Annotated in this window: 18 protein-coding genes and 1 pseudogene; 12 read left to right on the forward strand and 7 right to left on the reverse strand. The window is 36.5% G+C overall.

What is annotated here, in order from left to right:
- Positions 1-89: 89 nt before the first annotated feature.
- Positions 90-2,129, reverse strand: a complete 2,040-nt coding sequence (locus RCG19_RS20340; protein ID WP_308108627.1) for a putative nucleotide-diphospho-sugar transferase — start codon at positions 2,127-2,129, stop codon at positions 90-92.
- Positions 2,130-2,316: 187 nt separating this feature from the next.
- Here RCG19_RS20340 and rfbF point away from each other — a divergent pair, with 187 nt between their 5' ends.
- The 7 genes from rfbF (at position 2,317) to RCG19_RS20375 (ending at position 8,231) form a co-directional block, all read left to right on the forward strand.
- Positions 2,317-3,093, forward strand: a complete 777-nt coding sequence (rfbF, locus tag RCG19_RS20345) for a glucose-1-phosphate cytidylyltransferase (RefSeq protein ID WP_308108628.1) — start codon at positions 2,317-2,319, stop codon at positions 3,091-3,093.
- Positions 3,094-3,097: 4 nt separating this feature from the next.
- Positions 3,098-4,207: a CDP-glucose 4,6-dehydratase gene (rfbG, locus tag RCG19_RS20350; RefSeq protein ID WP_308108629.1), complete on the forward strand. Its 1,110-nt coding sequence runs from the start codon at positions 3,098-3,100 to the stop codon at positions 4,205-4,207.
- Positions 4,200-5,141, forward strand: coding sequence for an NAD-dependent epimerase/dehydratase family protein (locus tag RCG19_RS20355; RefSeq protein WP_308108630.1), 942 nt, complete (start codon positions 4,200-4,202; stop codon positions 5,139-5,141). Before rfbG ends, RCG19_RS20355 begins: the two co-directional genes overlap by 8 nt.
- The gene (locus tag RCG19_RS20360; protein WP_308108631.1) at positions 5,138-5,806 is read left to right on the forward strand and encodes a nucleoside/nucleotide kinase family protein; all 669 of its coding nucleotides are present in this window, start codon (positions 5,138-5,140) and stop codon (positions 5,804-5,806) included. The genes RCG19_RS20355 and RCG19_RS20360 overlap by 4 nt, the downstream gene beginning before the upstream one ends.
- 280 nt (positions 5,807-6,086) lie before the next feature.
- Positions 6,087-6,905: a helix-turn-helix domain-containing protein gene (locus RCG19_RS20365; RefSeq protein WP_308108632.1), complete on the forward strand. Its 819-nt coding sequence runs from the start codon at positions 6,087-6,089 to the stop codon at positions 6,903-6,905.
- 293 nt (positions 6,906-7,198) lie between these two features.
- The gene (locus RCG19_RS20370) at positions 7,199-7,681 is read left to right on the forward strand and encodes a sigma-70 family RNA polymerase sigma factor (RefSeq protein ID WP_308108633.1); all 483 of its coding nucleotides are present in this window, start codon (positions 7,199-7,201) and stop codon (positions 7,679-7,681) included.
- Between the two features lie 97 nt (positions 7,682-7,778).
- A complete protein-coding gene (locus RCG19_RS20375; protein WP_308108634.1) occupies positions 7,779-8,231 on the forward strand; it encodes a GNAT family N-acetyltransferase in 453 nt (150 codons plus the stop codon).
- A 64-nt stretch (positions 8,232-8,295) separates the two neighbouring features.
- On the opposite strand, the gene RCG19_RS20380 is transcribed toward RCG19_RS20375, so the two are convergent.
- On the reverse strand, positions 8,296-9,102 hold the full coding sequence (locus RCG19_RS20380; protein ID WP_308108635.1) for a metallophosphoesterase: 807 nt from the start codon (positions 9,100-9,102) through the stop codon (positions 8,296-8,298).
- Positions 9,103-9,413: 311 nt separating this feature from the next.
- Here RCG19_RS20380 and RCG19_RS20385 point away from each other — a divergent pair, with 311 nt between their 5' ends.
- Positions 9,414-9,908: a GNAT family N-acetyltransferase gene (locus tag RCG19_RS20385; RefSeq protein WP_166246802.1), complete on the forward strand. Its 495-nt coding sequence runs from the start codon at positions 9,414-9,416 to the stop codon at positions 9,906-9,908.
- A 554-nt stretch (positions 9,909-10,462) separates the two neighbouring features.
- Here the strand turns inward: RCG19_RS20385 and RCG19_RS20390 are convergent.
- Positions 10,463-11,101 carry an HD domain-containing protein gene (locus RCG19_RS20390; RefSeq protein ID WP_308108636.1) on the reverse strand — a complete coding sequence of 213 codons (639 nt, stop codon included), beginning with the start codon at positions 11,099-11,101 and terminating at the stop codon, positions 10,463-10,465.
- Between the two features lie 634 nt (positions 11,102-11,735).
- On the opposite strand from RCG19_RS20390, the pseudogene RCG19_RS20395 reads away from it, so the two are divergent.
- A pseudogene (locus RCG19_RS20395) lies at positions 11,736-11,851 on the forward strand (DltD domain-containing protein); the annotation flags it as partial.
- Between the two features lie 217 nt (positions 11,852-12,068).
- Here RCG19_RS20395 and RCG19_RS20400 read toward each other — a convergent pair.
- Complete coding sequence (locus tag RCG19_RS20400) at positions 12,069-13,085, reverse strand: DUF3231 family protein (RefSeq protein WP_308108637.1); 1,017 nt, start codon at positions 13,083-13,085, stop codon at positions 12,069-12,071.
- Between the two features lie 286 nt (positions 13,086-13,371).
- On the opposite strand from RCG19_RS20400, the gene RCG19_RS20405 reads away from it, so the two are divergent.
- From RCG19_RS20405 to RCG19_RS20415, 3 genes are read left to right on the forward strand one after another with little or no spacing between them, the layout of a single operon-like run.
- A complete protein-coding gene (locus tag RCG19_RS20405; protein WP_308108638.1) occupies positions 13,372-14,121 on the forward strand; it encodes a methionine ABC transporter ATP-binding protein in 750 nt (249 codons plus the stop codon).
- Entirely contained in the window at positions 14,114-14,776 is a 663-nt protein-coding gene (locus RCG19_RS20410; protein ID WP_308108639.1) for a methionine ABC transporter permease, read from the forward strand. The genes RCG19_RS20405 and RCG19_RS20410 overlap by 8 nt, the downstream gene beginning before the upstream one ends.
- A gap of 17 nt (positions 14,777-14,793) precedes the next feature.
- Complete coding sequence (locus tag RCG19_RS20415; protein ID WP_308108640.1) at positions 14,794-15,624, forward strand: MetQ/NlpA family ABC transporter substrate-binding protein; 831 nt, start codon at positions 14,794-14,796, stop codon at positions 15,622-15,624.
- Positions 15,625-15,923: 299 nt separating this feature from the next.
- On the opposite strand, the gene RCG19_RS20420 is transcribed toward RCG19_RS20415, so the two are convergent.
- The 3 genes from RCG19_RS20420 to RCG19_RS20430 are packed head-to-tail and all read right to left on the reverse strand — an operon-like array spanning position 15,924 to position 19,695.
- Positions 15,924-17,102, reverse strand: coding sequence for a Ger(x)C family spore germination protein (locus tag RCG19_RS20420; protein WP_308108641.1), 1,179 nt, complete (start codon positions 17,100-17,102; stop codon positions 15,924-15,926).
- Entirely contained in the window at positions 17,103-18,611 is a 1,509-nt protein-coding gene (locus tag RCG19_RS20425) for a spore germination protein (protein ID WP_308108642.1), read from the reverse strand.
- Positions 18,601-19,695, reverse strand: coding sequence for a GerAB/ArcD/ProY family transporter (locus RCG19_RS20430; protein WP_308111037.1), 1,095 nt, complete (start codon positions 19,693-19,695; stop codon positions 18,601-18,603). The genes RCG19_RS20425 and RCG19_RS20430 overlap by 11 nt, the downstream gene beginning before the upstream one ends.
- Positions 19,696-19,994 lie beyond the last annotated feature (299 nt).

Genomic DNA, 19,994 nt, shown 5'->3' on the forward strand with positions numbered 1-19,994 from the left:
ATCTGTGAAAGTCAAGGACGGGGGAACGAAAAGCCACTTTCTATAGTACGAGAAAGTGGCTTTTCGTTTTTAATTTATGTTGCAGTTCGTTAGGCAAGTGAATCTGACTGGTATAGTTTATAGGCCTTTTCCAAGTGTTCAAGCATGATTGGGTTAAGGGGTGTGTAGGTAGATGGAATGGTTGTAAGGAGGTTAGTTTGTTTCGTAATCCCCTTGCTTTGCAGGTCGGTATATAGCTGCCGTAAAGTGAGTAAATAAGGGTAATAAATGTTTAAGAGGATAGACTTTGAAAATGGAAGTTTTTCTAATTTCCACAAGTCAAATTTATTTTTTTGAACCATTAGCAAACTACCGAAGTGAAAGCAGACTAATTCATGGTTATTTACTAGAACGCTTCCCTCATGAAGAGAGACCTTTTGTTCTTCTTTCATGACCATGTTCCATGGAGCTGCATCAATCCCTTCATGTTTAATAACTTTGATATTAGAGAACAAATTTGGTATGCGATTCAGGTATTTTTGATCACCCCAGCGCTCTTCATCATGTGGAGAATCATAGCACCATTCAAGGCATTTCTCTCTCCACCAATTAAGGATTTTCAAACTGTTCTTTTCTTGTTTAAATCCAATAAGTCCAGCTTGATAGATTCCATGAATTTTCTCTACAGGTTTAGTACTTCGCTGGGTACTAAGAAAAATTGAATACTTAGCCCACTCATCAAAGATAGGCTTAGGATTTGAAAAGAAATACATATCCGCATCACAATAAACAAGATGATCGATTTCTTTATATTGCTCAAGTACATGATGAATGAATGGAGCTTTCATGGACCAGCAGGATTCTTTCAGACTCCGGTCGTGATTAATGGAGGAGATGACGTTATCTCCTACTGCCTCTACTGGAAGGATGGTAGCATGTTCGAGACCAAGGTTAACTAACGTATTATAGCTCTCGTTATCCATACTGCAAATCCATAAATGAAAGGCATCCGCATGCTGTGTTAATGATTGATAGAGTGCTAGTCCTTTTAGTAAGTATTCCTTGCTAATGATGGTGGCAAAACAATAAAAATGATCTGTCTCATCCATTCGTTTACGAAAATTGGTATATTTATAGTAGGTCCTTGCATGGCTACTGTCGTTTGCCGAATAGAAGCTGTCCATATTTATATCCTTATCTTTCATAACTTGAATGACTTCTCTTATTTTTTCAATATATGGTTCGTACATGTATTTCTTGTGAGCGCGGCTCAATTTAATGCTGTCAAGTGACCATAAATCATATTCATCAGGATTATAAATGGAAAAACAAGCAAAGTGGTAGGCGATAAGGGGATCTTTTTCAATCAAGACTCCATTGTTATTAGTGTGAATGGTAAAGTTATTATTGTAAACACAATTCCATGGTGCAGCGTTAATTCCCAGCTGAGTAGAAATTTTAATATTTGAAAATAACTCTGGAATTTTATCTAAATATTTTTGATCCCCAAATCGATTGTTATCCGGTTCTGCAAAACACCATTCTTCGCACCTGTTTCGCCACCATTTTAAGCTTTTTAATCCATTATCATCATTCCGAAAACCGATTAACCCCGCTTGGAATCTTCCGTATTTCTTTTCTACCCAATCTACATCCCGTTGAGGACATAAATAGACAGAAGCTTTTCCCCATTCTTTAAAGATTTCACCTGGATCAGAGAAAAAGAATATATCGCCATCACAATATACGATGGACTTAAGTTTAAATGTGGTTAGTAAGTAATGGATTAATGGTGCTTTTAAAGTCCAGCAGTATTCATTTTGTTTCCGTTGATTTCGAATCGTTCGTAAGGTTTGGTCTTCAAGCTGTTCTACATAAAAAAGAATCATATGCTCGAGATTTAATTTTTTTAGTGTTTCGTAAGCAAGTGAATCGATACAACAAACCCATAGTTTAAACTTGGTTGAATGGGTGCAGAGGGATTCATATTGGGCTACTACTTTAATCGTGTAATCCTTACTCGCAATCACACAGAAATGAAAGGAATCATCATTGTCTGACGTCTTTCCAATCACCTCCGATTTGCTTTGCCCCCAGTTTAAAATGGGGTATTTAAGTTGAAAATATCGTATCAAACTTGACAGTTCCAATAGATATCTACCTTCCTTCCGTTTTAGTCTTGTTAGCTTATGTATATTTTCGATAATTGACATGGTCTAAGATAATATTTTGTCCAAAATCCACCTTTTATGTGACAATTAGCCACAATAGACAAATTGTCCAAATGATTTCAGAATTGATACATAGTATAACTTGAATAAAAAAGGAGGGATATTGATGAAAATTGTCATTTTAGCTGGAGGCTTTGGAACCAGATTAAGTGAAGAAACACTCAAGAAGCCGAAGCCTTTAGTAGAAATAGGTAGTATGCCAATATTATGGCATATTATGAAAATCTACTCTTCCTATGGCTTTAATGATTTCATCATTTGTCTTGGCTACAAGGGTCAAATGATTAAAGAGTATTTCATGGAATATACGTTAAACCAAGCAGATGTCACTATTGATCTATCTAATGAATCAAAATCATTTGAGATTAAAAGAAAAAATATCGAGCCTTGGAAGATCACGTTGGTGGAAACTGGATTAGATACCATGACAGGGGGGAGAGTGAAAAGGATTCAACCATATATAGAGGATCAAACATTTATGCTGACGTATGGTGATGGGCTATCAAATGTAAATATTTTAGAACTGCTGGAATTCCATAAACTACATGGAAAAATGGCAACTGTAACTGCCGTGCAGCCAGAAGGAAGATTTGGTTCGCTGGCGATTAGCGAGAACAACACAATAAAGGAGTTTATTGAAAAACCACAAGGGGATGGAAACTGGATTAATGGAGGTTTCTTTGTTCTCGAACCAGCTGTGTTTCATTTTATCAGTGGTGATAGTTCTGTTTTTGAAACGGATGTTCTACCAAAGGTGGCAGGAGAGCAACAGTTAGTCGCCTATAAACATCATGGGTTTTGGAAACCAATGGATTCTCTTAACGATCGAAATCAATTAGACAACCTGTGGAAAACTGGAAATCCACCGTGGAAGGTATGGTAGTCGTATGATAAATCGCTCATTTTGGCAAGGGAAGCGAGTTTTTCTGACAGGTCATACAGGATTTAAAGGATCCTGGTTAAGTTTATGGTTATCACAAATGGGAGCAAAGGTTACAGGGTATGCGTTAGCACCTGCCACCATTCCCAGTTTATTTGAAGTATGTCAGGTAAATAAATTAGTAGATTCACATATTGGGGATATTTCCGATTTCGCAAAGTTAAGCAGCCTTCTGGATGAAACGAATCCGGATATCGTTATTCATATGGCTGCCCAACCTTTTGTTGGGGAATCCTACAATGATCCCGTCGGTACCTTCCAAACGAATGTAATGGGAACCGTACATTTGTTTGAAGCTATTCGATTAGCCGTTCAAAAAGGGAGCAACATTAAAGCGGTTGTGAATGTAACAACGGACAAATGCTATGACAACAAAGAGTGGGTCTGGGGGTATCGCGAAACAGATTCATTGGGAGGCAAAGATCCCTATTCTGCAAGCAAAGCATGCTCCGAGTTGGTAACAAATTCGTATCGTGAATCATTCTTTCCACCATCAAAAATAGCCGAACACGGTGTCGCAGTTGCCTCTGCTCGGGCAGGTAATGTTATTGGCGGAGGAGATTGGTCAACCGAGCGTCTCATTCCGCAGTGCTTGGATTCTCTTTTGACAAACAAGCCTATTTTTCTAAGACGACCAAATGCCATCAGGCCTTGGCAGCATGTACTAGAGCCTTTAAGTGGGTACCTATTAGTAGCAGAAAAATTATATGAACAAGGAGAATTATTTGCCCAACCATGGAATTTTGGGCCAGATTTTGATGATTGCCAACCTGTAGGTCTAGTCGTTGATCGAGTTAAGAATCTATGGGGAGGCAAGCTGCAGGTTGAAAAATATCAGCAGCCATTATATCAAGAATCAGATTTACTTATGTTAGATTGTGCTAAATCAAAAAGTTTGCTAGGCTGGCAACCGGTGTGGCGGTTAGATCGAGCATTGGAGAAAATAGTGGAATGGCATAAAGCACATGAGAAAAATGACAACATCCTTACGATCTCTATACAGCAAATCGAACAATTTATGATCGAACAAGGATCTAGGAACCATTCAAATGGCTAAAGAGTTAGCAGATGCTCAAGTTTTCATTACTGGAGCCACAGGATATATTGGCGCGCTCCTAGCCAAGAGATTGCTAGCCGAAGGATGTCAAGTGCATATTCTAGTAAGATCAACATCAAAAACGAACCTGCTGGATCCTATAATTGATAACTTAATTGTCCATGTTTTTGATGGGAGCTATGAATCGGTTTGTCAAGCCATTCAAAAAGCGAAGCCTGACCTTGTCTTTCATTTAGCTTCTTTTGCCTCCGTTACGATTGAGGCAAGCGACATTGAACATATGATTGACAGTAATGTGTTATTGGGTACGTTTCTTTCTGAAGCTATGGGCCATTATGGGGTCGAAAATATCATCAATACCAGTTCCTATTCCCAACATTATGGTCAACAGTCCTATCTACCTAATAGTTTATATGCAGCAACTAAACAAGCCTTCGAAGATATCCTCCTTTACTATTCCAAATTTCATAACGTTAATGTAATAAACCTCGTATTATTTGATAACTTTGGCCCTAATGACCCAAGGAATAAGATCATGAATTTAATTAACAGAGCCATGAGGGAAGGGTACGTTCTCCCCATGTCACCAGGTGAACAGCTCTTAGACCTATTGTATATAGATAATGTGATTGATGCATTCATTGTAGCAGCCTCCTATTTAGTTGAAGGGAGAGGAAAAGGATTTGAAAGATACGCTGTCAGTAGTGGTAAGCCTATCAAGTTAAAAGATCTTGTGCAGCTAGTTGGGCAAACAGCTGGTAAGAAAATTTCCGTAGGATGGGGAGACCTTGAGTATCGGCCTGGAGAAATAATGATTCCATGGTCAAAGGGAGAGATACTACCTGGCTGGAAGCCTCGTATTTCATTAGTAGAGGGAATTTTATTATTCCTGCAAGACAACGATGATAAAAGATGGGAAGGGGAAAATGGATGAAAAAAAGAGTTGTTCTTATCAGTGGACCTTCTGGGGTAGGGAAGTCCACGATGAGATTGCGGTTAAGAAAACATTTAGGTGAAAGATTTAATTTTAAGGTAGCAGGAATCGAAATTGATGATGTCTATTGCTTTGTCGATCCTTTGTTTGCTGCACCCAATTACATGGAACTATGGAAATCAGCTAGGCAGAATACAGGTTATCTTGCCAACGTATTACTACAAAATGGCATGGAAGTAGTATTTATTTTCGGAAACACGATTTTTTCTAAAGAACAAGTATTAGAGGTATTGCACGAAATCGAATTGGACGATCAAACGTCTATTTTTCACATTTCACTAAATCCAAAACGCGATGCCATCGCGGAACGGCTGAAGAAAAGACAATACTCTGTTCCAGATTGGCTGAATTCTCATTTGGAAGAGAGAAGAGAACACTTATTAGCAGACTGGACAATATTATTAGATACCACCTATTTAGCACCAGAAGGGACACTTGAGGCCGTTTATGACCTGATAAGAAATGAAACGAATCGGATGAAAATCTTTACTGCAACTCCTAATATGGAAGAAAAAGAACGAGAGAGTCAAGAGAGCGACAGCACACGAAGTTGGATGAATAATGTGTTTAGTTTTATCATGGGGGATGTTGAAGAGGAGGAATAACAACTATATCCAATAGTTCAAGAATTAAACTATTGAACTATTGCAATTTGTCATACCACCCTTTAAAATAAAAGTTTGAAATACTAGTTAAATTTATCCAATTAACCCATAATTACCAAGGGTTTGATTGAAGGCTGCCTCTCGTAGAAGTTTTTTATTAATGAAAAAGTGCGCTAAATGAACGAAAATGGTAAGTTGCTAATGTTACAGTTTGTCACATTTATATAGATAATGAAACAGTTCAATGAATAGAAGTATTGGGTATCCGTTGGAGGTGTTTATGAAGAGAGAATGGTTGATGAAACTTAGAAAAATGAAAAAAATGACCCAAAAGGAGATTTCAACAATTGCCTTTATCGATAGGTCATACTATACACTTATTGAAAATGGGAAGAGAACGCCAAGTATTGCCATTGCAAAAACGATTGCAACGGCATTAGATTTTGATCCTTTGTTATTTTTTCATGAAACGGCAGAAGTGGACTTCAATAACTCACAACAGCTAATCACTGGACCAGATACACTAAAAATAGCAGAGGTTTTTAAAAGTGAAAAAAATTGTCAAATTCTCTATGTATCCACAAATTTTGATGATTATCTTAAACATGTGATAACGTTCATTTTAGTCGCATATGAGAAAGGGAAGCATTATATGATCTTTGATACTCAGGATAATATATGCCGCATAAAAGAAAAGCTGGAATTGATCTTACCTGAAGATGATTTACTAGATCATATTTATTTTATAAACCATGAATGCGACCTAGATGAAATAGACACACGAATTTCTTCCATTGTGTCTGGTCTTAATAAGGATGCCTCCTTATTTATAGGGTGTCGTATGGTTCAGAGTACGATTGTTATGGATCAGACTAAATTAAAGGAGTCCATTAGTTTATTAAGTAACAGAAACATTCTATTTACTTGTGTATATGATGCAAATTTACTAAAAGCGGGTTCGCTCCTACAATTAATGAAGTCCTATCCCTATCTAATGACAGATAGTGAAATAGTTCTTTCTCCTTTATTTAACAAAGCTGGCAGCGCAGATCTACTTCCCACGTTGTTTATCCACAAAGAATCTGATGCTGATGAGTGAAAATTTGATCCGTCCTTATGTTTCGGCTTCTTTTCCAAATGGCAAAGATGAAACCGGACAAGTATCCTGTCCCCTCCCCCTTCTTCATTGCGTTCTACCAATTCATAGGAAATTCATTGAAAAAAGGCAAAAACCATGTTCAAACGTCATTTTTGAACGTGGTTTTTGATCGTTTAAGGCATATTTCTCAGCTAAAAGTGAAATTGTCACGTTCGCTCAACTGTTCGTAACCCGTTATGGTAAAGGTACCCGGGAATACAAGGTAAAGCGCGCTTTCTGAAAGGGTTCTGCCAATGGAAAGCTTTGAGCAGTTAGCCGAACAGTATAAGCCAATGATCAATAAAATCATTCACACATTACACATTTATAAGGACCAAGAAGAACTTTACCAGCTGGGGCTTATTGCCCTCTGGGAAGCCTCCCGCCGCTTTGACGAGGGGAAGGGGAGGCTTGCCAGCTATGCTTACATGTATATTAAAGGGTATCTGCTTATGGAACTGAAGAAACGCCGCAAGGACGCGGAAAGAAATCTTTATCCAAGCGAAGAGTTTTGGAGCATCATTGTAGATCACTCTTCCCTTTGCCCATTAGAAGAAGAAACGCTTCGCTCATATTGCTCTGGCCTTACACCCAACCAAACAAAATGGGTCATCTATTCGGCCCTTTATTGCCTATCTATAAGTGAGATGGCCGCATTGGAGAAAGTGTCTGTTTCTGCCGTAAAAGGCTGGCGCGCCGGGGCTCGTGAAAAAATAGAAAAGGTAATAATGGACTAGAAAAAACCACAGGTGGTTTCAGTTGCATAATGAAGAACATTTTGTTAGTATTCGTGTAGCATTTTGGTCATGCAAATTTTTAAGGAGTGGTTAGAACTTGAACTACCGTAAAGCAACTATCGATGACATAAAGGCCTTAATAGATTTGAGAAAAAGGCAATTAATGGATGAGGGAATTAATCCTACTACAGACATTGATCTGGAACTTACTGTTTTCTTTAAAAATAAACTTAGTGATTCTTCTTTAATTCAGTGGTTAGTGGAGGAGAATGAAGAAATTATTGCGTGTGGTGCAATAATTGTTTATGAATTCCCTCCATCGTATACCAATAAGAGTGGAAAAAAGGCTTATGTCACCAATATGTATACGAATGAGAAATACCGTGGACAAGGAATCGCAACTAAGCTGTTGACTATGCTGGTGGAGGAAGCTAAAAACTTAGACATAAGAAAAATATGGCTTGGAGCTTCCAAACTAGGTAGGCCAGTATATAAGATGTTTGGTTTTAAAGAATCGGATGAATGGTTAGAATTAAATTTAAGTATCTAGGGATTTGACGCAGTAAATACGGACCATAGGAAAAGACTGACCTATTCACTTACGGATAGGTCTTTTATTCAATCTCTATTACTTTGATTCTTAAAGGGATCTCTTCCTCCGCAGATTTGCAATCCCATTCATGTGGATAGTAGCCTAACGGATTGCATATCATTTCAATCCCTTTATATTGCTCATGGAATCGTGAATGAACATGTCCAAAAATATATTTTTTTACACCATATTTTATGGCTAGTTCCCCGAAATGCGAACTCCCCATCATCGCATTAAAAAAATCCCAACTTGGATCCCCCTTACACAATACAAAATGGGAGAAGGGAACAACATGGGTTACCATGATGATGTTTTTATCATGATAGTTCCTTAACCACTGCTCCAGTTGTGTGAGATATCGCTCGGTTTCCTTCTGATCAGGCCCTGGCCAGTGGGCATAATTCTTGTCTGGCCATGTGAAGTCATTGTATTGACCAAGCGAAAATTGTTCTTTCGTGTATTCTTCGAGTCCGAAGGTGTAATCATACCAGCCGCCATCACCTATAAGCACCCAATTTTCACCTAATTCCACCGGACCATTTCCAAGGTTGCCCGGAAATGTAAGTAACGTTTCATAGGCGAAGTTTGAATTCTCGTGATAAATATCGTGGTTTCCATGAACAAATAAAACCTTGGTTTGCGGAAATTCATTTTGTAGCTGATTCAAAAGGGCAAGGCTTTTTTCAGGTCCTACAGCTATGTCGCCATTCGTAATAAACACATCAGGTAAATGGGCTGTTATCCATTTTTTTAAAATCCCCATGATATCGGCTTTCGTATTTTTTCGATTTAATCCTTCATGAATATCCGATAAAATCGCCAGTTTCATACCAATCGCTCCTAAGAGTACTTTTAGTGCTACGTTATAATAAGTATTCGTTGGGCCCCATGGTGTTTCCTCTAATTCCTTCGCATTTGTTTCTAAAATAGTAGAAATGAAAACGTTAGGTATTGAGCTAGCGAAGCAGGATAGTTAAAAAAGAAAAAGAAACAAAACAAATTAAAGTGAAAAGATAGTTTAACCTAAAAAAACTTCGTTAGATTTCCTTACAAAAGTATCATCTATCGAGTTTTAATGTGGTATTAATAATTATATAAATAAGTATATGGTTTTCTTGGGTTGTAGTAGGAGGGAGAAATATGAATGTAGAAATAAGGTTAGTAAATGAGAAAGAAGCTCCAATTGTTCATAAGCTTATGTTAGATGCGTTTGAAGAATATCGATTACTTGAAGTTCCTTCAAGTGCATTAAATGAATCATTAGATTCTTTACTAAATGTACTTGAAAACGGTTCACAAAATGCCTTATTGTGCATCGTAAATGGTGAGCCCTTAGGTTCCTCAAGATTTACAATTAAAGGTGATTCATTATACTTTTCAAGATTATCTGTAACACCACACGCAAGAGGAAAGGGGATTGCTAAAGCTATATTATTGTGGCTTGAGAAATATGCTAATGAAAATGGAAAACTGAAAATGAAATGCCGAGTTCGGGCTTCGTTACCTAAAAATATAAGTTTATACAAGGCGATGGGATATAGTGTTTCTAAAGAAGAAGTTGTCATCAATCCTAATGGTTTCCCTGTTAAAACAGTAGTTATGGAAAAGAACTTGGAACCTAACGATGGGCAATAGTGAAAAGGCAGCGGATTGTCCGTTGCCTTTTGCCAATCCATCTTAAAAATACTTTCTATATAATTCTCTTCTAAGGCTGCCACTTGGAGAGGAGCCAATGCTGAGTCAATCTGGTAAGTAGTATTATACAATCCAGATTTAAAGCAAGACTCCTCTGTTTTAGCATTGGATACTGCGGCTGTGGTAGCTGGCAGATAAGCAAGGGCGTTACCGAGAACGGCTAATAGTAATGCTAAAAATACACTTGACCAATAACTTCCATTTACTGATGTGTTAAGGTAGAACAATATTCCTAAACTACCGAGAATAAAAAACCCAATAACCATAGTAATCTTCAATCCGAATTTCTCACGTGTTCGCAGATGAACTGTAATAGGAAAGGTCAAGATGACCTTACCTAATTTTTTGAGAATATCACTAGATACAGTCATATTTAAGTTCCACTCTAGGATAGTATTTCGGAATATTTTAACAACCGGAAAACTTCAACTTTTATTTGGGTGGAAAAACTGGTTATATAAACTTAGATCAGACTAATGTGTTTTATTGTATGATTAATCTTTCCAGGGTGAGTGTAATAACAATTCACAGTAATTTTTTTGTTTATAGTTCGGTTCAAAGAATTTAATGACATCAGAATTCATATTACCATAGGTGGTTTCTGGTTTGTGCTTAAAACCTTCATAGAAAGCAGGAATCATATCTTGTTTGAAATTATTACGTGGGAATGCTTTTATAATTTCTTCTATCAAATCAACTGGAAATTGTTCAAAACCTTTCCCAACCACATCTAAAGATACACCTGAGTTCAGTAATGATACTTCAGATTCTTTATGTTCCGCTATACCAACTGTTGTATGCAATGCCACTGCATCCCAAACAAGACGGATCGACTCTTCTGGAACTTGATAATGTAGCAAAAAGCTTCTTGCGGCATTTGCACCATCTACTTCAAACCGTAAATCTGGACTACTATACTCCTTTGTTAACCCTAAATCATGGAATAATGCACTGATATATAGTAACTCTAAATCAAATTTCTTATTGGCTCTTTTACCGGTAATGGCACCAAATAGAAATGCACGATTTGAATGGTTCCATAATAAATCACCTCCGTGTTCTCTTAAAATATCTTGTGCATTCCTTGCTAATATAGTATCCGGAATTTTAATACCTGCAACTTCATTAAGCATAATCTAAAACACCTTCCTATTTTAATAGCCTCTTCTAAAAAAGGAAAATCTATTTCCTGCATATCCGCAAAGACCCAGTTCTTGAAAGTGTTAGAGCCGTAAAAACACCAAATCCACTTGAAGCTCCTGTTATACCTTATAACTTTTCTTCCTTACTAGTCATTATCATCCCTCCTTATTTTAATTATGCAAGTCCGCCACTTAAAAATATAATCTGTCCCTTATTCCAATGTCCCCTACACTTTTTTTATTATAACTTTATTGTAGGGGGCGTTTTTTGGAGTGAAACCTATGGCTTTTTCTTCAAAAAATTCACGGTCTAACCTAAGACCATAAAATCATTCCTTATAAAAATGCCTAAAACCTTCCTCCAAACTCAAGTCCGCTGTCTCCCAAACCTCATCTGCGGACAAAACATCCGTCCCTTGCGCACACACCAAATTAAACTGACTAAATCCCATAATATTAGTAAACATTCCTTTCAAATAATTGGGTGCAAAATCCAATGCAGTATAACGATCATTATTAGTATAAATCCCACCAGAAGCATGCAACAATACTACATAGAAAAAACAGTATATAAAAATTAGGAGTGTTGGTTATGGTTCATGCAAAAGATGTTTTATAGGATCCGTTGTTGGCAAATGCCAATGACCCTAGTTGGTACCTACCATTTTCAAATTCAGTAGAAAGATTGTCTGAGGAATATGCATTTTGGAAGCCAAAGAAGAAAGTAATAGTATTGGTGAAAGGAGAAGATGAATAAATAAAAATTGCACTAGCGCTTACTTGAACTAAAGGGTGCTTGAGTGAGTTTAACAAAGAGTCGTAGTTGCGACTCTTTTTCTTGGTGCGCTAGCGAAGCAGTTAAGTGGAACAAGGGAGATGGAATTTTGTTTTCTTTGCCCTATGAGCAGCAAATGAAAAAGCTAGGAATCGTTCCTAGCGTCCAGTTTTCACATATTATTTAATTCTCCTTCCTGTTGGTGAGCGAGTCACGGTCACTTGCTGTTGGAGGCTGCTCTAACCATCCATTTTTTATCATTAGGTTTGCTCCGTCTTCTGCAAATTGTAAAAGTTCTAAAATTAGTCGTATATAATGAGCACCTAAATCTCTTCTTGAATTGACACTCAAAGCGGAACCATAAAATGAAAGGGATAATTGTGTAGACAATAGAATTTGGTACATCATATATTTATCTGAAAAGGTAATAGAAGTAGAGCTCGTGATCATCGATTGCCAAGAAACAGGCGAATTCAATTTATCTTCCTTAAATACCAATTCAAATATTTTTATGTGTTTATTGGCAATGTCAAGACCCCTCATGAAATATTGACGAATCTCTTTGGATTGGGCTACTTGGATGAATCCCACTTTTAAAGCAGCATGTAAATGCATTTTAAGCATGTTGAAAGTAATATCTCCTATTTCGATAGCATTCAGAGGACGACGATCTCCCAACCATCCCGTTAAAAAACTTTGGTGCTTTACAAAATCGATTGATTCGGGTGGTGAAATAACAGGAGGTCGTACAAAAAGTCCTTTCGAAAGCATTAAATCAATGGATTGATCAAAAAGCTCCATCGTTTCGGACATACAGGTTATGTAATACTTCCGTAAGTCAGAACGAACCGAAGTACCAACAGACAAAGAATATCCAGTCATGCCTTGCAAAGTCATGATATAAATATAATTTAGGTAGAACGGGTCTTGAAAAAGGCGAGGTGCCTGAATGTTTACATCATCTTTTTCTGTAAACCCATGTGGAATAGGATAATTTTCATTTAACATGAATTCTGTAATTTTTTGAACATGCTTTTGGGATATTCCCAAGGATGTTTGGTAAATCGATTTGACATCAGGATCTACGATATGCTCCAGTGCATAACGAAAAAAACAAATGGACATGGTATCAAAAATGTATTGAGTCCAAAGGCTTGCCATTTCTGGAGCAGTTAATCGAATGGGGTTATTTGTCTCCAAGATTTTTCCTCCAATAAACAAACTTGTTCATTTTTTTATTATTCTCTCAGAGGTGAATAATATGTAAAAAATTTGAAACCTCTTAAATCAAAAGATTTTAACTGATGAGAAACAAGGTGTAGTTTTGATAAAAATTGTGAAATAGTGCACTTAAAGTAACGGGTAGCGTTAGTATAGACATTATCAGACACCACTCGAAAAAGATTCGATAAATGACAGCTTCCGTTTAGTAAGCTATAATGTGCATTGTTATTACACCTTTCAGATAGTAGAAAGAGGTTATTTTATGATTACATTACATCAAGTGACGAAAAGATTTTCCCAATTTGATGCGATTAAGTCGGTTTCTCTAACCATCCAAAAAGGAGAAATTCATGGAATCATTGGAGCAAGTGGAGCTGGGAAGTCTACTTTGTTGCGAATAATGAATTTATTGGAGATACCTGATGAGGGTAAAGTGGAAGTGAATGGACAATTCTTAACAGAATTGGCTAGTAAAGACCTTCGACTAGCACGTCAATCGATTGGGATGATCTTTCAACATTTTAATTTAGTGTCCAATAAAACGATCTTTGACAATGTTGCTGTTCCGTTAGAGCTAGCAAAAATCCCACGGCAAACTCGCCATAGCCGTGTTATGGAATGCCTAAGATTTGTTGGATTGGAGAGTTTACAGAATAAATATCCTTCCCAATTAAGTGGCGGACAAAAACAACGTGTTGCCATTGCAAGGGCTTTAGCAAATCGTCCCAAAGTGTTGTTATGTGATGAACCAACCTCCTCCCTTGATCCGAATACAACGGCAGAGATTCTTTCTGTATTACAAGATATAAATAAAAGTCTAGGTGTAACCATTGTCATCGTCAGTCACGAGATGGAAGTGATCAAGAGTATCTGTCATCGGGTAACGGTTATGGCAGATGGTCAAGTCTATGATACATTGGTTAATGAACCAAAAGGGTTACAAAGCTTGAATAGTAATCCAGCTTGGTTTGTAGAACAACTAAAAAAGGAAAGTGATAGCAACAATGCCTGAGATTTTAATTCAATATGAAGCAGAAATATGGAATGCAATCGGAGAAACCTTTATAATGGTTGGGGTTTCAATACTAGCTGCTGTATTGATTGGACTTCCGGTAGGAACTTTACTGTATCTTTGTAGGAAGGGCCAGTTGCTTGAAAACCAGTTCATCTTCTCGATCGTAAATTTACTGGTCAATATCATTCGTTCCTTTCCATTTTTGCTTTTAGTAGTATTTCTAATACCATTCACTAGATTGCTCATTGGGACGGCCATTGGAACAGCTGCAGCAACTATTCCCTTATCCATCATTGCCGTTGCCCATTATTCACGGCTAGTCGAACAATCGTTATTGGATGTACCTAAGGGTGTCATGGAAGCCGCGATTTCCATGGGTGCATCTACGAAAGAGGTAATCTTTAAGTTTCTACTCGTCGAGGCACGCTCTGGACTAGTACTCGGGTTAACCACGTCCATTATTAGTTTTATCTCATATTCGACGATCATGGGGGTGGTCGGAGGAGGTGGAATAGGAGACTTTGCGATTCGGTATGGTTATCAGCAGTTTCAAACAGAATTAATGATATATATGATTATTATCATGATTATATTCGTGCAGTTCATTCAATATACAGGTACAACAGTTTCGAGAATCATAGATAAAAGATAACAACAGGGGGAGACAAAATGAAAAAATTATTACTTTTACTAACCTTATTACTTCTCACTTTAGCTGGTTGCGGTCAAAAGAATGAAACCAGCGAAAAAGAAACAACACAAAATAAGGAGAAAGAAGAAGTGACCATCAAAGTCGCTTCATTAATACCACCAATGACGAACATTGTTGAAATTGCAAAAACAAAACTTGCAAAAGAAGGCATTCATCTTGAGTTAGTTGTACTTGGTGATAATGTCCAGCCAAATAGTGCCCTTGCAGCAGGGGAAGTGGATGCAAACTTCTTTCAACATGTTCCCTATATGGAGGAATTTAACCGAAACAATAACGCAGAATTAGTGCCGGTTAAACCTATATATTTTGCCAACTATGGTGTATATTCAAAAGAATTCAATTCAATGGATAAATTACCTGAAGGGGCTGTCATTGCCATTGCCAATGATGTTTCCAACATTGATCGTTCATTATCATTGTTAGCTCAACATGGTGTCATAACGTTAGAGAAAAAAACGGGGCCATATTATACAAAAGCAAATATTAAAGATAACCCAAAAGGATATAAATTTGAAGAAGTAGATTTGTTAATGTTAGCGAGAATGTATGACGATGCCGATGCAGTCGTGATGACGCCTGCTTATGCCGCACCGCTAGGATTGACACCAAAAAGTGATGCTCTTCTAACGGAAGGCGTTGAAAATGATTTTGCGATTACTCTCGTTGCACGTAAGGATAATGCGGACTCAGAGGCCATTCAAAAGCTAGCAAAAGCGATGACAAGCAAGGAAGTACGTGAATTTTTAGAAAAAAATTATGATGAAACAGCTATTCCAGCGTTTGAATAATTTTAATATCGCTTAAAGGAGCCGTGCCATGTGATGGTGCGGTTTTTTCTTTTATTGACTGCTCAAATCATTGTAACTATTCCTGGATAGCTTACTATGAGTTTAGATTAAACTAAAATGAACCTCCCATTTAATTAGGAGGCATCTAAAGTTACTTTTGTAGGAATAGTAAACTTTGTCAGAACTAACTATCTGAATGTGTTAGCCCTTTTATTATCTGTCAGCTTTTTTCTTTGCGTTTCTGCTAAGTGACCAACGATGTTTACTATAAAATATCACACTCTTCGAAGGTTGAGTTATTATTTTAGTGAAGGTATTTTGCGTTTTTTTCCTCCATCTACAACTTCCATTTTTACATCTACATTTCTAATTGAATCTTTGGTTAAAGGTATTTCTCCTCCTTTTTGGATTTTTTTCCAAAACACATAATTATTCTTATAAAGTACATTTGACAATTGATATAGATCTGAGTTAATTTCGAGACTTTTTCGATACGTTCTTAGTACCTCTTTTTTAATTATTTTTTCAGCTTCCAAACTTAACTGTGAAGTTGAAATGGTTTTTTCAAGTCTATTGATAACGGCTTTAGTCCTTATTTTAATATCGAATTGAACATTCCCATTAATAATAATAGGTTTTATATTCACTTTTCGCTTGGTAATGGTTAAACCATAATTTTCATTTCCTTTCTTCTGAACACTTAATCCTGTTCGTTTAAACTTTTTTTCAATCCATCTATATCCTTTAATATCATTATTAATGATGTGTCCCTTCAAAGTATTGTCCCCCACAATAGAAATGCCATTTATCACTGCTATATTGCGAGGCTTTCCATCTCCGTGCCAATCATTTTTGTCGTAAGTAACAAAGGGAAGTACTATCTCATTTGGCGGAACATAATTGGAAATGATCGTTTCTCTCATATCCATGGGTTGAATAAATGAATACTGTTCAAATGCTGCATTCGGATCACTTAATCGAGATAGATAAGTGGACATATTAATGGGTGGAATGGTATTCATCACTTTGGATATGGGTATTTTTGTACCGTAAATCCAAATATGATAATGGGTTTCATTATAACGAGTAATGATGTCAATAATACTTTGCAAACCATTTTGCTCCAATGCATGATTTGTTAAAAAAATATAAGAAAGATGTCCCCAATGAATCCGACGTTGGGAGGTTTTATATAAATTGAAAATGGCATCTTCAACTGAATTACCTGAGGACTTACCTATTTCTGAATTTAAAGGTTTGTCGGCACCCCCTCCAGAACCAGGCTTTGCTAATAAAGTTAAATTGATAAGCTGTGTATGGATAATATATATACCGTTTTTATAGTCAATTCCAATGCCTTGCGTATACACCATTTTTTCTGGGTCATTTGAATCCCAGCAGCCTGATAGTGGAAAAATTAGAAATAAAATAAAACTAAAGCAAGTCGATATTTTATACTTTCTCTTTCGTTTTATCATTTATTCACCTTTTCTTGTATCATCTGTTAGGTTAAGATCCTCTGGCCGTCTCCTCATAGCTCCCGCAGGCAGCTTAAAAAAGGTTTTAAGGAAAGTCCATATGTTAAATTGGTTCATACCATCTAAATAATAAACCCCAAAAGTTTGAATACTTCCTAAATAACTTAAAAGTAAAAAAAAGGAGAGTAGTACCCCAAAAAAGCCCAATAATGAAGCCATAATTATAGATAAGAAACGAATAATCGAAAGGGTACCAATTAATGATTGATCAACCAGGGTGAAGGTGGCTACAGTCGATAAAGCAATTACAACTACCATAGAAGGACTTGTTAATCCGGAACTTATGGCTGCATCTCCTATAATTAATCCTCCAACCACACTCAAAATTTGACCAATTGCCATGGGAAGACGTACGCCGGCTTCCCTAAATAGTTCAAATAATAATAACATGGCAAAGGCCTCTACGGCCGCGGGAAAGGGTACACCTCTTCTAGTTTCGACAACCGTAGCCAGCAATGATAATGGTACTTGATCCTGATGGAAGGTAGTTAATGCAATCCAAATGCCAGGAAATAAGGTGGAAATTAGTAAACCTGAGACTCGTAACAACCTCTCAAGAGAAACATAGATATAACTAATTTCCTTGTCTTCATTGGTCTTAAATAAAAGGTGAAAATTTATTGGTGTAATAAATGCTGTTGCAACCCCATCAATTAGTATGACAAATCTGCCGCTTAATAGGGTCTGCACCGCAAATTCTGGTTTACCCGTATATTTATGCCTGGGGAAAAGTGCATATTTATTGTTATTTATAAGTTCTTCCAATTGATTGGTGCTTGATAGGCCGTCAACATCAATAGAAGAAAGCTTATTCCTAATCTGCCCAAGCGTATCCAGATTGGCGATATCATCTATATATAGAAGTAATAGCTTTGTCTTCGTCCTTTTACCTACACAGAATTCCTCAAAAACCAAAGAGGTAGTACGTAATCGTTTACGAATTAAGGAAACATTTATATTGATATCTTCGATAAAATCATCTCTTGGTCCAAGAATTGTAGATTCCGTATTTGTTTCAGATGGTTCTCTTTGTGGGCGTTTAGCAATATCTAACGTGAACAATGTGCCAGAAATTCCGAAATCAATCAATAATTTTCCTGCAAATATGTCAGATACAACATTTTCTTCACTAGAAATAGTTGCTATGGAAGGAAGATTGAGCTCTTCTAGAATGACATCGGTTGTTAGAGTTCCATTAAACCTCTCGAAAAATTTTTCAATTAAACTTGGAATTGTCTCGTAAAGAAGGTCAGTATTGATTAATCCAGAGCAATAAATAAATGTTACCGGATGGAGCTTAAACTTTAAGGTTGAAAATTCAATATCTGGACATTTACTAAATATTTCTCTTAGAGCTTGTGTATTTAAAGGAGGTAGTGGGAGAAATGTCTCATTTGTTTTTCTAAGGGGTGGCTGAGATTCCATGAATGCCTTTTTTCTATGCCTCATTCTTAACTCTCCTATCTTTTTTAGATGCTATGTAGATAATTAAGTAAAACAGAATGGAAAAGCCAAGGAAAAACCAAGCTGAAAAGGGTAATAAAACATAAAATAATATTTCAGTATACTTAAAGTCACTTAATGGAAAGAGCGTGAGAAGTTCAATAATAATAAAAACAGCGTAAATAATAACCTTTCCGTTTTTATTTAAAGCGAGTAGTTCCCTAATCAAATAAAATAAAAAAGTTATTCTAATAAAGGCTCCTGAAAGCCATTGATAAATGACGAAAAAAAAGACATGTTCAATAAATTGTCCAATTGATACAAGCTGCCATTCTTCATAAGCTGGAAATCTCAGCTTTTCCGCCTCTCCTTGACTAAACTCAATGATAGCTCCTATTAGAGGACCTATCGTTAATCCAGTTAATAGTAGAGCAGTAATAACAAAATGACGAAAACGAAGAGTTTCTTTTACTTTGTCTTGAATAATCAGTACTAGAAAAAATTCAGTAAAACCAGAAAGTGGAAAGATGATACCCCTTATAATTGGTGCATAGCCATGTTCAAAAATTGGTCTTAATAAGGAGTAATCCTTATATTGAATATTGACTGTAGCAACAAAAAAACCAAGTATGACAATAAAAAAAAGAAGAGATTGATTAATGATGCAGATTGACTTCAGATTTGTTTTTGCCATTAAGAAACAAACTATTCCAAAAGAAATAGCTGTAACGGATCTTGGAGTCTGTGGGAGTAATGAAACATGCACCCATGTGATAGTTTCTCTTAAAGTTTCCGAACAAATGATTGTCAAGACAATAAGTAGTACCCCAATCATAATGTAAACAACCCACTTATTGACACGTCTAAGTAACCATTGAAAAACATTCTCCTTTTTCGTTTTTTGGTGAATGCCTATTATAATAAACAACCAAAGTAAGGTTATAAACAGTGCCAATATAACACTCAGCCACGAGTCTTTTTGGGCAGTTTGTATTAGTGGAGGAATGGCAAATACATGGTTCTTTAAACCTACTGCAGTTATGATTAGAAGAACTATTTGAAAAATTGAAATTGGATTTGAACTGTTAATATGATCACTCCTTAATTACCTTCTATTTCAAATGATTGTTATGGGTTGGCTAGTCCCCTAATCCAATAATAGAAATTTATAATAAATACAAAAATATACCAGATATAAATTTCCTTATTACCATATTTCACCATAAGTTCTTCGTTTCAATGCTTTTTAGCATGAACTTAAGGATAAATTTTATTCTAGTACTTAAGAACTATTTCGTGTACCTAAATATATGACCATTATGTGGACCACGTTGTATATGGAATTTTGGCAGAAGAATGGAAAAGGAAGTAGACCTACATCAGCTAATG

Origin of the sequence: Neobacillus sp. OS1-2 (assembly GCF_030915505.1) — a bacterium.
GTDB lineage: Bacteria > Bacillota > Bacilli > Bacillales > Cytobacillaceae > Neobacillus.